Source organism: Chryseobacterium hagamense (genome assembly GCF_007991455.1).
Taxonomy (GTDB): Bacteria; Bacteroidota; Bacteroidia; order Flavobacteriales; family Weeksellaceae; genus Chryseobacterium; species Chryseobacterium hagamense.
Genome location: NZ_BJYJ01000027.1, coordinates 1 through 14,258, shown reverse-complemented (window position 1 = coordinate 14,258; position 14,258 = coordinate 1). Strand labels below are relative to the sequence as shown.

Below are 14,258 nucleotides of genomic sequence, written 5' to 3'. Positions count from 1 at the left end.
CCTGGATGAAGCGGCTGGAAGAAGGGTGCCGGATGCCGGAAGTTCCTCTTATCAAATATAGAATCAAAGGTTCTGATCATCAAAATGATAGGTTATTACTTTATCAGGAAAAGCTTTTATGTAATCCTCAATAACCGGTTTTGGTTATTTTCAATCGGAAACGGATTAATTTCGTTCCAAGTCCTGCAGGCATAGCTTAGTACAGGATAGGATAAAATCCTGTCAGAAGCATGAACCGTTTATTCGCTCTATCATGATGATTGGTATTCAAAATACCGTATGAATCATTCTGATTTTTATTTTGAGTTAAATAATCGGTTGAATATGATGTCAATACGGTCGAATTCACGTTATTACTGAAAAGAAACCAGTTACAATCGGATTTGCATTAATTTTAACTGCCTGTAAATAAACGCAATTATTTGTGAAAATCCGGGGAATCCATAGTTTAAAAATTTCCGATTTTAATCCGATGTATCCTGAAATATATTCAGGGTGTCAAAACCTCCATGGACTCATGGGGTCCATTATCATCTTGAAACCTAAACCTTCAACACCAGCAATGCGGCGATCAGTGCAGGAACCATCACCACTGTTCCCAGTTTCAAAAATGCCCATCCGCCCATATCGTAACCGTTTTTTCTAAGTTCCTTCAGCCATAAAATCGTGGCCAGTGAACCCGTAACGGAAAGGTTAGGACCGAGATCAATCCCGACGAGGATAGCGCTTCTTACTGCTTCGGGCAGGTGAATGGCAGAAACCGTCGAACCGGCAATAAGTCCGGCCGGCAGATTGTTGATGAGGTTACTCCCGAAGGCCACTGCCAGACCGGCCAGCCAGGAAGTCGTTTCCGTGGCATGATGTGCTTGCTCTGCCAGTTTCTGCGACAGGGAATCGATAATGCCTGTCTGCTGGACTGCTTCTACCAGGACAAACAAGCCCGCCACCAAAGGGAGCACAGACCATGAAATATGCCGGGCAAATGCTACCGGATTTTTGCGTCCGGCGATTAAAACAAAAATAGAAATGCCTAACCCGGCAATCGCAGTCGGTAATCCGAGATCCCAATTCATGGCGGAAGACGCGAGTAAAAGCAGGGTCGTCACAATAATTCCGGCCAGCGCCATCTTTCCTCCCGGAAGTAAGGTTTCAACCTGAATATCGGAATCTATCGTTCCGGTGAGTCGTTTTCTCTGGGTCAGGAAAAGCATGAGAAAAGTGATTCCCACCGAAAACAGCGACGGCAGCAGATAAGTACTGAACCACACGCCTAACGATGGCATTTCCTTTCCATAAATCACCAGATTGGCCGGGTTGGAGATAGGGAGGATAAAGGATGCTGCATTGGCAATAAAAGCGCAGATCAGAAGATAGGGGAGGGCATTTTTTACCTTCGCCCGGCTTGCGGCAACGGCAACGGCCGGAGTCAGGACAACGGCAGTGGCATCGTTTGACATAAAAGCTGTTACAATAAGACCAACCAAGTAAATCAGCACAAAAAGCCTGAAAGAAGACCCTTTGGAAAAACGGATCGCGTAACCGGCCAGCCAGTCAAAAAGCCCTTCCCGGCGCGCTGTTTCAGCCAGGGTCATCATCCCGGTTAGGAAAAGATAGACATCGAGGCCTTTCCCGATGCCCGTCCAGGCGTCCTGCAAAGAAATCAGTCCGAAAGCAAGCAGCAGCAGAGCTCCGGCAACGGCCCAAACCGCTTCCTGAATTTTATAAGGTCGGACAATCACGCCGGCAATGGTAACAAAAGCGATAAAGTAGATGAAAAATTCACTGTTCATAACGAAGGGGAAATAATCTTGATTTAATGATAAAATAACCAGAAAGTTTAAATGGAGTTGAAGCTGTGATTCCCTGCAAAGGATGCTGAACCAATATATAGGAGTTCAGATAAAATCCGTTTAGTTGGTCTCAGGGTATAGTAATCAAAATAAAGGCCTGTTTAAGTTTTATTTTAGAAATTTTCCTCTGCCTCCCTTTATCTTAATTTTTTGGATTGAAATAAGCTTTGTTTATCCTTCGCTTTACGATTGCAGAACCCTTTGCTGATTCATTGAATCCAGTGAATAAAACTTTATTTATTAATTTCTAAGATAAAATGTGCTCATTACGTAATAGTAAAACACAGAGTTTAATTTTGATGAGATCTTAGACCAAAAAAATACAGAAATTAAATTTTAAGCAGGCTCAGAACAGGCTTCGGAAGGCGCACATTCTTTCTTCATGGTTTTCGCATTGATGATCCAGAGTGCAATGGAAATTACCGCAATACTTCCCAGAATCAGAAATGCGGAGCTGTAACCCATCTGCTGGGCAATCCATCCGCCGATCGCAGGGCTTAATGCGGCACCGACTCCCTGAACCGTCATCACTGCACCCTGCCCGATGTTTATCCGTCCGGTTCCGTTCAGGATATGGGCCACCAGTCCCGGTACGGCTACACTCTGCAATCCGGCACCAATGCCGTCAAGAATCTGTACGGGGTACAACCCAACTTCACTAATCATCTGGGAAGCTATGAACCCTCTTAATGGAAGCGACAGGAAAGAAACCAGCATAATCATCCAGTATCCGTTTTTTTCGGCAATCTTCATTCCAGCAATGGACGTAAGGATCATCACCAGCTGGGCAATAATAACCGTTAAGGCAACAAACATATAGGCATTTTCCTGCATTTTAGAAGCTGCGGCCATTCCGTACAGGGGAAGTAGAGCCCCGTTACCGAGATGGAAGCAGGCCAGCGCGCCGGCAAGGATCAGTAAAGGTTTACATTTCAGCAACACATCAAGGCCGCTGGCTTTTTCATTCTCTTCGGCATCCGCCTTCATTCCGCGCGCTGCTTTATTGTCGATGCTGTCCGCCGGAATCATCAGTACGCTGATGATGGTTAAAATACCGAAAAGAGCCGCGAGCAGAACAACAGCAGTCATTCCCCATTTCAGTCCGAGATAGCCGGATAAGGCAGCACCGACCACATTTCCAGCATGATTGAATGCCTGGTTGAGCCCGTTCTGCCTGTTAAAACCTTTCTGCTTTACGATACCCAGCGTAATGCCCACAACGGCAGGTCCGATGGCTGCACCTGCAACCGCTGTGGCTACCTGGGAAAGGCTTACTACCCAGAAGTTCTGGGAAAGCAGGATAAGGGCAGAAGCAATGACGGTAAAAATCCCGGGAATGATGACGAATCTCCGTTTATGCTTGGTGGAGTCGATCACGGCACCGGCCGGTGTCGTCATCAGCATTCCGGCAACGCCGCCAAGCGACATGACCGTCCCGATGGGGCCACTCTGCCATCCTTTGGATAACAGGAAGATCCCTAGGAAAGGACCAATACCGGCCTGCATATCGGCCATGAAGAAATTAAGTGCTTTCAGGGCGCCCAGTGTACGGTGCCCCGCAGAAGTCGTTTTTTTCATAGATACCTCAGTATTAATTGGTTTGGTGCAATCCGAAAACCGTTTCGGAAAATATCTGGATTTACTGATTAACCGGTCTTCAAATTAATTTTGTGTGTAAATGCTGATTTTTTAACCCTGCCAAAAAGTATTCCAATATGACCAGGATCATATTAATAATCTGAAATAAAATGACAGGCCTGCTGTAACACGGATGACATCATATCGCTTTTTCTTCCGTATTTTCATAATTTTATTTAACTCCAAGGTGCATGACAGCTTTATAATAAAAATAGATTTTTGCGATCGGAAAGACCCTAATTTAAACTTATTCTTAACAAAATATTTTATAGTTTTGAGATGTGAAAAAGCTGATTGCTATACTGTTATTATCCCTCTTTTTGGTATCGACCACCGAATTGTATCAGCTGCTGAAAATACCGGATCTTGCAGAACATTATTTCGAGCATAAGCAGATGAACCCGGATATGCCGGTGATCGCTTTTTTTAAGGCTCATTATGAACATCCGGTAAAGGACGGAGATTACGGAAAGGATCAGAAACTGCCTTTTATTACCCACACAAAAACGCTTAATTTTCTTTTTACAATTGGGAACCGGTTCCGGATTGATTTTGAAAAAGAGAATTCCAGAACATCATACGCCCATAAAATACCTTCCAGGGACGAGGATCACTGCTTCAAAGGCTTCGCAGGATCCGTCTGGGAACCTCCCAGATGTTTTTTCATCCGGCTCCCTATTATATTTTGATTTAAATCCTGGCCAAAAGGATATCACCTACTTTAAAATTATTCTAAACGTTAAAATAATGAAAGCACTGTTTTCAGCCATTATGATGGCTGTATTCTCTATAGCAGCCCATGCACAGACCCGCATGGAAACCGCCAGAAAAACTGCTGCGGAAAACAAAGAACTGATCCTGCTGAACTTTTCCGGATCAGACTGGTGCATTCCCTGCATCAAACTTCATAAAAACATTCTCGGAACAGAAGACTTCAGGAAGCTGGAATCTGACAATGTTATTGTGTACATCAATGCCGATTTCCCACGAAATAAAAAAAACCGGCTTTCAGAAGAACTGAAAAAGGAAAATGCCTCACTGGCAGATCAGTACAACCCAAAAGGTATTTTTCCGTACACTATCCTTCTGAATGCAGACGGTAAGATCCTGAAAACCTGGGAAGGGCTGCCTGCTGAGGATGTCCTGGCTTTTACCGGAGAAATAAAAGAAATCAGAGAAAAGCAAAAACCTTAGCCGATGCTGAAAGAGTTCAAAAGGCCTCAGAAACTGATGGGGAATGCTTTTGAAATAACCGTTGTAAATGATGATGAAAATGCTGCAAATGATCATATTGACGCTGCCATTGATGAAATCCGGAGAATTGAAAAACTTCTCACTACTTACAATGAAGAAAGCCAGACCAACCTGATTAACCGGTATGCCGGTATCAGACCTGTAAAGGTGGATTGGGAAATCTTCGGCCTCATTGAAAGAAGCCTCCGGATCAGCAGGATTACAGACGGCTATTTTGATATTTCTTATGGTGGAATCGATAAAAGTTTCTGGAATTTCGACCGTGAAATGACTGTGCTTCCCAATCCTGAACAGATCAGGGATCATCTGAAACTCGTCAATTACCAGAACATCATTCTCAATCGCGACCGGCAGACCGTTTTCCTGACAGACAAGGGAATGCGGATCGGTTTTGGCGGAATCGGGAAGGGATATGCGGCGGAAATGGCCAAAAGGCTGCTTCAGGAAAGAGGCGTTCATTCAGGAATCGTGAATGCTTCCGGTGATCTGACGACCTGGGGAAACCAGTCGGATGAAAAACCGTGGACGGTGGGAATTGCGGATCCCGACAACGCCGGACAACCTTTTTCCTATATGAATATCACGGATATGGCCGTCGCGACATCCGGGAATTACGAAAAATTCGTAATCATCGACGGCAAAAAGTATTCCCATACCATCAATCCGAAAACAGGCATGCCGGTTTCGGGGATAAAAAGTGTAACCGTCTTTTGTCCCAATGCGGAAATAGCCGACGCCATGGCAACTCCTGTAAGCATTATGGGAATCGGGACCGCACTTGATATGGTCAACCAGATCAACCATCTGGAATGCATCATCATTGATGATCAGGATAAAATATATTCATCTCAAAACATTAATCTAAAATGAAAAACCTTATAAAAAACAGTCAAAAGCGCCCATATTTATTTGGGCAGCTTAAAACTTCGTTCGTAAATACCTTCGTTTTTACCTCATCCAGGTCTTCCACTCCCGCTTGTAACCCGGAGTTTGTCAAAGAGGCTGCGCAGGTCGGGGGGAGAAGATCCAAGACTTTAAATTACAGAACAATTGCTGTTATTTCAATATTAACCATTCCGTTTCTTAACTCGTGTACCACGGTAAAGGAATATGAAAAAAACAGGCTCAACGATGCCGAAATGGTTCTCGGCAACAGGACCATTGAAAAAACGGAACTCAGTTTCCAGTCTTACCGGGAAGGTTCCTCAGGAGCCAACGCAGGAAAAGTAGGAGGGGGCTGCGGCTGCAATTAAGAAAGAGAAATTGTAAAATGTAATTGTGATTTAAAATGAAAAAAATAATCGTAAGCATTACGGCTCTTTTCGGGATCTTTAATGCCAGGGCACAGGAAAATACAAACACCGGGGCATCCAAAAAGCTGAGCCTCGACGAAGTTAATCTCGTATCAAGCTACTATAAACAGGATGGAAACAATTCGGCAGTAACCGGCGGGATCGGGACAGAGAAACTGACCGACATTTCCAATGCTATTGACGTGACGGTGGTAAAATACGATAAAAAGGAAAGGAAAAATAAATTCGGATTGAGTGCAGGAATTGATCATTATACCTCGGCTTCTTCGGATATGATCGACCTGAAAGCCAATTCATCAGCTTCCCATGCCGATACACGGATTTATCCGTCCCTGAGCTGGAGCCGGGAAAATGAAACCAAAGGCACTACGCTGATGGCCGGAGCGATGTTCTCTACGGAATTCGATTACCAGTCTGTAGGGGCCAATATCGGATTTTCAAAAAAAACCACCGACAGGATGGGCGAGTTTACGGCAAAATTCCAGGCATATATCGACCAGGTGAAACTGGTAACCCCGGTCGAGCTGAGGACAAACGGCAGCACAGGCAGCGAACATGAAGGATACGGAACCAGCGGAAGAAATACCTTTGCGCTCTCCCTGGCCTATTCTCAGATCATCAATCAGAATTTCCAGATCGAGCTTCTGGCAGACGGTGTTCAGCAGACCGGTTATTTAAGTCTGCCTTTCCATCGGGTGTATTTTACAGACGGAACGGTCCATCAGGAAACCCTGCCGGATCGCAGGTTTAAAATTCCTTTAGGTGTCCGCGCGAATTATTTCCTTGGAGATAAGGTGATATTAAGAGCTTATTACCGGTATTATACCGATGATTGGGGATTGAAATCCAATACGTTCAGCCTGGAAACACCGGTGAAAATTTCCCCGTTCCTTTCAGTAAGTCCGTTCTACCGGTATTATTCCCAGACCGGAGCGAAATACTTTGCCCCATATCAGCAGCATACCGCTTTTGACGATTACTACACCAGCAATTACGACCTGTCGAAATTCGACAGCCATTTTTACGGAGCCGGAATCCGCATCAGTCCGAAGAACGGATTGTTCGGAGTCGAGAGGCTGAATATGCTGGAAATCCGGTATGGACATTACACGAAATCCGTCGGGATGAAATCTGATATTATTTCCTTAAATTTAAGGTTCAAATAATAGCCTATGAAATTATTAACACTATCTGCTTTGATCTGTTCGAATATTATTTTCGGACAGGTTACGGCAGATTCTTCGGCAACGGTTCAACAGAAGGTAAAATATAAAGACCATGTTTATAAGCCCGGCTATAAAAAGCTGATCGTTCCGACGGTTTTTGTGGCTTTCGGTGTTACCAGCCTTACCTCCGATGCATTAAAGAATCTGAATAATTCGACCAAATACGAGATCGGGGAGCACCAGCCGAAACATATCACCCTGGATAATTATACCCAATATATCCCTGCTGCCATGGTCTACGGTTATAATCTGGCCGGAGTAAAAGGAAAACACAATTTAAAGGAGCGGACCATTATTTACGGAACCTCACAGCTTATTTCCGCGGCCATTGTTCTTCCACTGAAGCATCTGGTAAAAGAAGAACGTCCTGATGGCTCCAATCACCTCTCATTTCCTTCCGGACATACCGCCACGGCTTTCTCATCGGCACAGTTCCTGTTCCAGGAGTATCAGGATGAAAATATCTGGCTGGCCATTTCAGGATATCCGGTGGCCGTTTTTACCGGAATCTACAGAACACTGAATGACAAGCATTGGGTAGGCGATGTAGTTGCAGGGGCCGGATTCGGCATCCTGAGTACCGAGCTGGCCTACTGGCTGTTTCCGTTCATCAATAAGCATCTGAATAAAAAAAAATCCAAAAATTTCACCATGATCTATCCGGTATTTCAATCGAAAAGCGCCGGCGCCGGATTGGTTTTAAATTTCTGAAAATTATGGGAACCGGAATAGGTGGGAAGAGAAGGAAAGCCGGATATGGGGAGCTTGTTGTGGGTATCTCACGCAGTCAACTCTTCAGGTATTAAACAGTGCTTATTTTCTAAACCTTAAACCTCAAACCTTAAACTTTGAACCTTGAATTTTAAGTCCTATGCATCATCAGTTAGAAAAACATTATGTCAATAGGGTCGGCTGGCTCCGAGCGGCGGTGCTGGGCGCCAATGACGGCCTTTTATCCACTACGAGTATTGTGATCGGGGTGGCGGCAGCCTCACCTGAACGGAACACCATTATTCTCGCCGCTCTGGCCGGAATGATTGCCGGAGCCATGTCGATGGCAGCCGGCGAATATGTATCGGTAAGTTCACAGGAAGATACCGAAAAAGCCGATCTTCTCAGGGAACAGCGGGAACTTGAAGAAATGCCGGAAGTGGAACTGAAGGAGCTGGCCAAAATTTATGAACAGCGGGGAGTGAGCAAAGAAACCGCCTTGCGGGTAGCCACTGAGCTGACCCAACATGATGCTCTGGCAGCACATGCACATGATGAATTGGGCATCAATGAGATAACGCAGGCTAAACCGCTGCAGGCGGCATTGGCTTCATTCGGTTCATTTGCCTTGGGCGCATTGCTGCCGTTTATAGTTTCCCTGCTGGCGCCGATTCAGCAGATGGTGTATTTCCAGTATGGATGTTCCATTGTTTTCCTGATGATCCTGGGGGCTGTATCCGCACGAACCGGAGGTTCCAAAATAGGGATTGCCGTCCTGCGCATCTGTTTCTGGGGCACCATCGCCATGGGCGTAACGGCATTGATCGGGCATCTGTTCGGAACTACGGTTTCGTGATGAAGCCTTATCGTGATTTAAAAGTAATGAACTGGTCATTCAACGTGAAATTGCAGGGAAACACGTATCAACAGATTGGAAACTGGAAGTTCCTCTTATAAGAAATATAATCAAAAGTCTTGATTCTCAAACGAAATCTTTTGTTATTCTATCAAAAAAGGTTTCTGTCTAATGGGTAACAAACGATCCAACTGATACCTTCAACCGTAGTATTGACAAGTAAACTTCCAGTATCCGGCCTTTCTCTTCCTACCTGAAATCCGGTTCTATTTCGAGTTCACGTAAAGTAAAAGCAGCAAGGTGATCAGAGATTATTAAGCAGGATCAGCCTTTAAATACGATTATATAATTATTTCCATAGAAAACTGCCGACACTTGTTTTGGCAAAAGGAACCAATGGCACCCAGCTGCCTTCTTCCAGTCTTTAATCCGGCCGCTGCTTCGAGTTCACATGATCTTATAATTGAATTTAAAATTTTATCAGAGCATCCTGATTTATGATTTTCATCATCTGTCAATCAGCAATCCGATATCCTTTTCTGTGTTTTACCGTAGGGTAGAGCGTTATTGTTCCTTTAACAATAAATTTCAGGATTCTTTTTTCGCTTAAATGATCCGTAAATTTATCTTGAAAACCCTTTTATAAACTATATGGGCATAATATTTGGTCTGGTAGATATCATGAGTCGATAACCTCTTGAACAACGGGGTTCAATAGCTATTTCGATCATTATATGTGCAAGCAATTTTATACTTTATGGATAACAATAATCTCGGACTTTATTTAAAAGCACTGGACTCTGCAAATTCAGGAATTATCATCACGGACAACAGTCTGCCGGATAATCCTATTATTTACTGCAACAAGGCCTTTGAAAAAATTACAGGATACAGCCATAAAGAAATTATCGGTCACAACTGCCGTTTCCTGCAGATGAAAGACCGCAACCAGCCGGAACGTGCGATTTTAAAAAAGCATATTGAAGAAGGCACGGAAAGCAGGGTAGAAATCAGAAATTACAAAAAAAACGGAGATCTGTTCTGGAACGAACTTTATATTTCTCCGGTAAAAAATGAAAACGGGAAAATTACCAATTTCATCGGCGTCCAGAATGATATTACCGACCGCAAAAAAGCCGAACAGGATCTGAGGGAAGAAAAAGCCAGCGTAGAGAAGAAAGTGGATGAAAGAACACGGGAGTTGCAGGAAAATGAAGCCTTTCTTTCCAGTATCATTCAGACCGTTCGGGAAAGCCTGCTGGTGCTCGATCCGGATTTCAGGGTGATCAGTGTAAATTCCTATTTTCTGAAAACCTTTAAGGTAACTGAAGAGGAAACTGTCGGAAAAGTTTTATACGAGCTTGGAAATCACCAGTGGGATATCGAAGCTTTGCGGGAGATGCTGATTAAGATATTGCCAACTAATAATCCTGTTATCGATTTTGAAGTGGATCATGATTTTCCGTACATAGGTCGGAAATTAATGCTGCTTAATGCTTACAGAATTGAATTTGACGGGCAGTACAAAGACAATATCCTGCTGGCCATTGAGGATATTACGGATAAAAGAGATATTGATCGCCGTAAGGATGACTTCCTTTCCATTGCCAGCCATGAACTGAAAACCCCTTTGACCACGATAAAGACACTGGTACAGTTGCTCGAGAGGAGGCTTGATAAGGGAATCGATGAAAAATTCAAATCAACTCTTCATAAGGTTTCCGTGAATATTGAAAGACTGAATAACCTGATTAACGAATTGCTCGATACTTCTAAAATCCATTCAGGAAATATTGAAATCAACCGGCAGCCGTTTGATATCAATAAGTTAATCCACGAAACGGTAGACAACAGCTTATATAATGTGTCGTCTTCTCATCGTATTGAAATTAAGGGAAAGACCAATGCCATTGTGGAAGGAGACGAAATAAAAATATCCCAGGTCCTTAATAATATCGTCTCGAATGCCGTTAAATATTCACCGGGAGCCGATAAAATAGAGATTTTATTAGGTAACGTAGGAAACTTCGTTAAGATTTCAGTAAAAGATTTTGGCGTGGGAATTGATTATGATGACAAATCAAAAATCTTTGAAAGATTTTTCAGGGTAAAAGACGTACAGCAGAAATTCTCCGGACTGGGCATCGGTTTATATGTAAGCCAGGAAATTATTAAGATGCATGGCGGCACCATCTGGGTGGAAAGCGAACTGGGAAGCGGATCTGTTTTCAGCTTTACGTTACCGATTTTAAAAAATGAAGAAAAGTGAAAAATAAAATAATATTAGTTTGTGATGATGAAGAAGGAATACTGGATGTCGTCGAAATGATGCTTGATGCCGAGGGTTTTACGGTATATACCGAACTTGAAAGCGCGCATGTCCTTAACCGGATCAAAGAATATACGCCCGACCTTCTGATCGTTGATTTGTGGATGCCGGTAATGTCCGGAGACGAAGTTATCCGGAAAATAAGGGGGAGTGAAGAAATCAAGTCACTGCCGATTATGGTCATGTCAGCAAGCCGCGACGGTGAAGGGATTGCTTTTGATGCCGGTGCAGACCGCTTTATCTCAAAACCTTTCGATATCAGTGCATTTGTATCCAAGGTTGATGAACTGATCGGTTAACGGATACCGGTCTGTATGTTTTATCTATTGTGAAATTATATTGTTATTGACTATCAGCATGTTGATACGGAAAGACAAAAAGAGAAAGATTCTTATTTTTGATGATGATGTGATGACCCTCGAGGTGATTTCTCTTATTTTCAGCGAAAAAGGGTATGAGGTTTCAGTTTCTGAAACCACGTATAATATTCTGGGAATTGTTGATCAGGTAAAACCGGACCTGATTATCATGGACAATTGGATTCCCGACCGGGGTGGAGTAGAAGCAACGCTCCTCCTAAAAAACAATCAAAAATATTCGGCCATTCCTGTCCTGTTCATTAGTGCTAATCTTGATATCGAAAAATTAGCCGCCTATTCTTACGCAAATGATTATATAAAAAAACCGTTTGACCTGGATCATTTCGAATACAAGGTAAGTTTGTTACTGAACATTTAAAATTACGAAACCTTTATCTATCCATATTTCTCTTTCCAACCGGACTTCATCTTTTTATATTCCGGCAGTTCTTCTGCCGCCTGCCATTTCTTATAGAATACATTGGCAGATTTTGCCTTTTCAGGATCTCCTGATCCCCGCTCCAGCAGCTCATAGTTGTTTAAAGCATCGTATTTCTTACCGCCTTTGTAATTAAAATAACGTCTCGACCGCGTAAACCCCATCTGCAGGTATTTTCTGGCCAGATCCGCTCCTACAAAATCGTTTTCTTTTACATAATCAAGAAAAAGAGCAAAGATTTTTTCTGAACTCTCCAGAGCAACCTCTTCGTTTTTAAAACGCCAGTACGGTCCGATCTCACTCTTGTACGGTTCGCAGATCAGCACGCCCTGTTCGCCTTTTCCGACCCTGTACAACTCCGGATGTTTGCTGTAATCGATATCCGGTTTCCATTTATATTTTTCGGCATTAAAATTCACATAGCTGGGGGTGTCTTTTTTCATAAAAGAGAGGTTATGGTTAAATTTAAGGTCACGTGGCTGAATAAGTTGGAGATATGATAATTAATCTTTGATATAATTTTCAAAAATAAAGCCAATCTGTTAGTGATGGGAATTTAATATCGATTATGTTTTTGACGAAAAACATTTCCAGCATCAAACTTCACTTTTTCTGCTTTATTATCCCATTTCTATGTTGGATTCACATTACAGTAAAATGTAAGAATGGTGGCATAATAATTTCAGGGTTTTAGGCAAAATTAAAAGTACGATGAGTGAAAAGTTTATTAAAATCCTAGGTTGGGTGGCTACGGTAACTGCAATGGCTATGTATTTCTCTTATATTCCACAGATTTCAGGAAATCTGAACGGCCATAAAGGCGACTGGCTTCAGCCCCTGGTTGCAGGCATCAACTGCAGCCTGTGGGTTATTTACGGATTTATTCAAAAGCCTAAAAGAGATTGGCCTATCGTTGTTGCAAATTTCCCGGGTGTTTTCTTCGGACTTTTCGCATTTATGACCGCCCTGTAAATCGTTTTAAAGATTTTGATTTTAAGTCCAAAATTTAACAGCAGCTTTATACCGCCGAGCAGGCCAGTCGGAAACAGAGTACAAAAAAGCAGGCTCTCCGCCTGCTTTTATAAAATTGTTACATACTAATAAGGTCTGTAATCGTCGTCTTCATCATCTTCATCATTCTCATAGTCTTCGTCCTCGTCGTCATAATCTTCGTCTTCATCATCCCAGTCCTCTTCGGTATAGTTTTCTTCGTCATCCTCTTCATCTTCTTCAGAAGCATTGAAATTAATGGATGTTTCGGCAATATCGGTAAGGTCGCGGTCGGTCTGTTCTTCTTCATCGAGAGTAGTCTGCAGAAGATCAGCCGCTTTGTAAAGTTCTAAGGTCTCTGCGAGGGCAACCAGTCCGCCGTACGTGGCAATTTCATAATGTTCCACTTTCTGTGCGGCAATGATAAGGGCTGCGTCACGGGTCATGGTGCCTTCTTCGGTTTCTTTGATGATATTTTCGCTTTCTTTCACGATCCCGATGATGGCGTCACATTTTTTAGCTTCCGGTTTTTCATCAATGGATTTGAAAACTTTTTCCAGCCTTGAAATCTGCTTCTGCGTCATCAGGTGGTGGTCTTCAAAAGCTTCCTGAAGTTCTTCCGTAGTGGCGGTCTTCTGCATCTTTGGCAATGCTTCAAGAATATGTTTTTCAGCAAAATAAATATCCTTCAGGGCATCCATGAAAAATTTATACAGCGGTCCTTCCTTTGATGTTTCGGAAACCTGACTTTTTTCAGCAGACTGTACTCCATTTTTTTCTTCCTGCTTGTTTTCATCCTCTTTGTTTCCCTCTTTTTTATTCTGGTCTTCCTTTTTTACGGCAGAGGTCTTAGGAGCGGCTTTTGGTTTTGCAGCCGCTGTTTTTTTGGTAGCTGTTCCTTTCGGCGTCGCTGCTGAAGATTTGGCAGTTGCTTTTTTTGCCGGAAGAGGCGGCTGTTCCTGAGCCATGGTTTCAGGTCCTGCGTTTAAAAGATCGGAAGCTATTTTTTCGGTATTATCCGTTGATTTGGTTGTATTTGTTAAGTTATTGGTATCCATGATGTAAGATATTAAAGTTGAGTAAAAAGCCGGCTTAGGTAGCCGGCCTGTATAATAGGGGATTACGAATTTCTGCCTCTGCCATTGCTTCTGCTTCCGAAACCGCCTCTTTTTGAAGAAGTAAACCTTCCGTTTTCATCCCTTTGCTGATTGCCGTTTCCTCCGGAATTCCTGCCGGAACCTGATCTTGAAGAAGAACCGTTGGAGCTTCTGCCGTCACCGTTTCTGCTTCCTC

General features: G+C 43.1%; 15 protein-coding genes. 11 read left to right on the top strand and 4 right to left on the bottom strand.

All coding sequences use genetic code 11. The features are described 5' to 3' along the window. Nucleotides 1-542 precede the first annotated feature (542 nt). Nucleotides 543-1,790, bottom strand: a complete 1,248-nt coding sequence (locus CHA01nite_RS16940; RefSeq protein WP_146943538.1) for an arsenic transporter — start codon at nt 1,788-1,790, stop codon at nt 543-545. Nucleotides 1,791-2,186: 396 nt separating this feature from the next. Then, the gene (locus CHA01nite_RS16935) at nt 2,187-3,428 is read right to left on the bottom strand and encodes an MFS transporter (protein ID WP_146943536.1); all 1,242 of its coding nucleotides are present in this window, start codon (nt 3,426-3,428) and stop codon (nt 2,187-2,189) included. Nucleotides 3,429-3,769: 341 nt separating this feature from the next. Between CHA01nite_RS16935 and CHA01nite_RS16930 the strand changes: the two genes are divergently transcribed. From CHA01nite_RS16930 to CHA01nite_RS16885, 10 genes are all read left to right on the top strand, one after another. Next, nucleotides 3,770-4,177 (top strand): hypothetical protein, encoded by a 408-nt coding sequence (locus CHA01nite_RS16930; protein WP_146943534.1) that lies wholly within the window; start codon nt 3,770-3,772, stop codon nt 4,175-4,177. Between the two features lie 58 nt (nt 4,178-4,235). After that, nucleotides 4,236-4,682 (top strand): thioredoxin family protein, encoded by a 447-nt coding sequence (locus tag CHA01nite_RS16925; protein WP_146943532.1) that lies wholly within the window; start codon nt 4,236-4,238, stop codon nt 4,680-4,682. Between the two features lie 3 nt (nt 4,683-4,685). Beyond that, a complete protein-coding gene (locus tag CHA01nite_RS16920) occupies nt 4,686-5,612 on the top strand; it encodes an FAD:protein FMN transferase (RefSeq protein ID WP_146943530.1) in 927 nt (308 codons plus the stop codon). After that, a complete protein-coding gene (locus CHA01nite_RS21135; RefSeq protein WP_444979416.1) occupies nt 5,609-5,995 on the top strand; it encodes a DUF4266 domain-containing protein in 387 nt (128 codons plus the stop codon). The genes CHA01nite_RS16920 and CHA01nite_RS21135 overlap by 4 nt, the downstream gene beginning before the upstream one ends. Before the next feature lie 35 nt (nt 5,996-6,030). Beyond that, on the top strand, nt 6,031-7,221 hold the full coding sequence (locus CHA01nite_RS16910; RefSeq protein ID WP_146943528.1) for a DUF3570 domain-containing protein: 1,191 nt from the start codon (nt 6,031-6,033) through the stop codon (nt 7,219-7,221). Between the two features lie 6 nt (nt 7,222-7,227). Further along, complete coding sequence (locus CHA01nite_RS16905) at nt 7,228-7,992, top strand: phosphatase PAP2 family protein (protein WP_146943526.1); 765 nt, start codon at nt 7,228-7,230, stop codon at nt 7,990-7,992. A gap of 160 nt (nt 7,993-8,152) precedes the next feature. Beyond that, complete coding sequence (locus CHA01nite_RS16900) at nt 8,153-8,848, top strand: VIT1/CCC1 transporter family protein (RefSeq protein WP_146943524.1); 696 nt, start codon at nt 8,153-8,155, stop codon at nt 8,846-8,848. A 757-nt stretch (nt 8,849-9,605) separates the two neighbouring features. Next, nucleotides 9,606-11,117 carry a PAS domain-containing sensor histidine kinase gene (locus tag CHA01nite_RS16895; protein ID WP_146943522.1) on the top strand — a complete coding sequence of 504 codons (1,512 nt, stop codon included), beginning with the start codon at nt 9,606-9,608 and terminating at the stop codon, nt 11,115-11,117. After that, the gene (locus CHA01nite_RS16890; protein WP_146943520.1) at nt 11,114-11,476 is read left to right on the top strand and encodes a response regulator; all 363 of its coding nucleotides are present in this window, start codon (nt 11,114-11,116) and stop codon (nt 11,474-11,476) included. Before CHA01nite_RS16895 ends, CHA01nite_RS16890 begins: the two co-directional genes overlap by 4 nt. Before the next feature lie 58 nt (nt 11,477-11,534). After that, the gene (locus CHA01nite_RS16885; RefSeq protein WP_146943518.1) at nt 11,535-11,915 is read left to right on the top strand and encodes a response regulator; all 381 of its coding nucleotides are present in this window, start codon (nt 11,535-11,537) and stop codon (nt 11,913-11,915) included. Between the two features lie 17 nt (nt 11,916-11,932). On the opposite strand, the gene CHA01nite_RS16880 is transcribed toward CHA01nite_RS16885, so the two are convergent. After that, a complete protein-coding gene (locus CHA01nite_RS16880) occupies nt 11,933-12,418 on the bottom strand; it encodes a DUF4385 domain-containing protein (RefSeq protein ID WP_146943516.1) in 486 nt (161 codons plus the stop codon). A gap of 268 nt (nt 12,419-12,686) precedes the next feature. Between CHA01nite_RS16880 and CHA01nite_RS16875 the strand changes: the two genes are divergently transcribed. Next, on the top strand, nt 12,687-12,947 hold the full coding sequence (locus tag CHA01nite_RS16875) for a SemiSWEET family transporter (protein ID WP_146943514.1): 261 nt from the start codon (nt 12,687-12,689) through the stop codon (nt 12,945-12,947). A 125-nt stretch (nt 12,948-13,072) separates the two neighbouring features. Here CHA01nite_RS16875 and CHA01nite_RS20865 read toward each other — a convergent pair whose 3' ends face one another. Then, entirely contained in the window at nt 13,073-14,023 is a 951-nt protein-coding gene (locus tag CHA01nite_RS20865; protein ID WP_228458441.1) for a ferritin-like domain-containing protein, read from the bottom strand. Between the last annotated feature and the right edge of the window lie 235 nt (nt 14,024-14,258).

Bases quoted from the DNA above. Each gene is read 5' to 3' on its own strand.
- CHA01nite_RS16940 (WP_146943538.1), bottom strand. From the start codon at position 1,790: ATGAACAGTGAATTTTTCATCTACTTTATCGCTTTTGTTACCATTGCC.
- CHA01nite_RS16935 (WP_146943536.1), bottom strand. From the start codon at position 3,428: ATGAAAAAAACGACTTCTGCGGGGCACCGTACACTGGGCGCCCTGAAA.
- CHA01nite_RS16925 (WP_146943532.1), top strand. From the start codon at position 4,236: ATGAAAGCACTGTTTTCAGCCATTATGATGGCTGTATTCTCTATAGCA.
- CHA01nite_RS16920 (WP_146943530.1), top strand. From the start codon at position 4,686: ATGCTGAAAGAGTTCAAAAGGCCTCAGAAACTGATGGGGAATGCTTTT.
- CHA01nite_RS21135 (WP_444979416.1), top strand. From the start codon at position 5,609: ATGAAAAACCTTATAAAAAACAGTCAAAAGCGCCCATATTTATTTGGG.
- CHA01nite_RS16910 (WP_146943528.1), top strand. From the start codon at position 6,031: ATGAAAAAAATAATCGTAAGCATTACGGCTCTTTTCGGGATCTTTAAT.
- CHA01nite_RS16905 (WP_146943526.1), top strand. From the start codon at position 7,228: ATGAAATTATTAACACTATCTGCTTTGATCTGTTCGAATATTATTTTC.
- CHA01nite_RS16900 (WP_146943524.1), top strand. From the start codon at position 8,153: ATGCATCATCAGTTAGAAAAACATTATGTCAATAGGGTCGGCTGGCTC.
- CHA01nite_RS16895 (WP_146943522.1), top strand. From the start codon at position 9,606: ATGGATAACAATAATCTCGGACTTTATTTAAAAGCACTGGACTCTGCA.
- CHA01nite_RS16885 (WP_146943518.1), top strand. From the start codon at position 11,535: ATGTTGATACGGAAAGACAAAAAGAGAAAGATTCTTATTTTTGATGAT.
- CHA01nite_RS16880 (WP_146943516.1), bottom strand. From the start codon at position 12,418: ATGAAAAAAGACACCCCCAGCTATGTGAATTTTAATGCCGAAAAATAT.
- CHA01nite_RS16875 (WP_146943514.1), top strand. From the start codon at position 12,687: ATGAGTGAAAAGTTTATTAAAATCCTAGGTTGGGTGGCTACGGTAACT.
- CHA01nite_RS20865 (WP_228458441.1), bottom strand. From the start codon at position 14,023: ATGGATACCAATAACTTAACAAATACAACCAAATCAACGGATAATACC.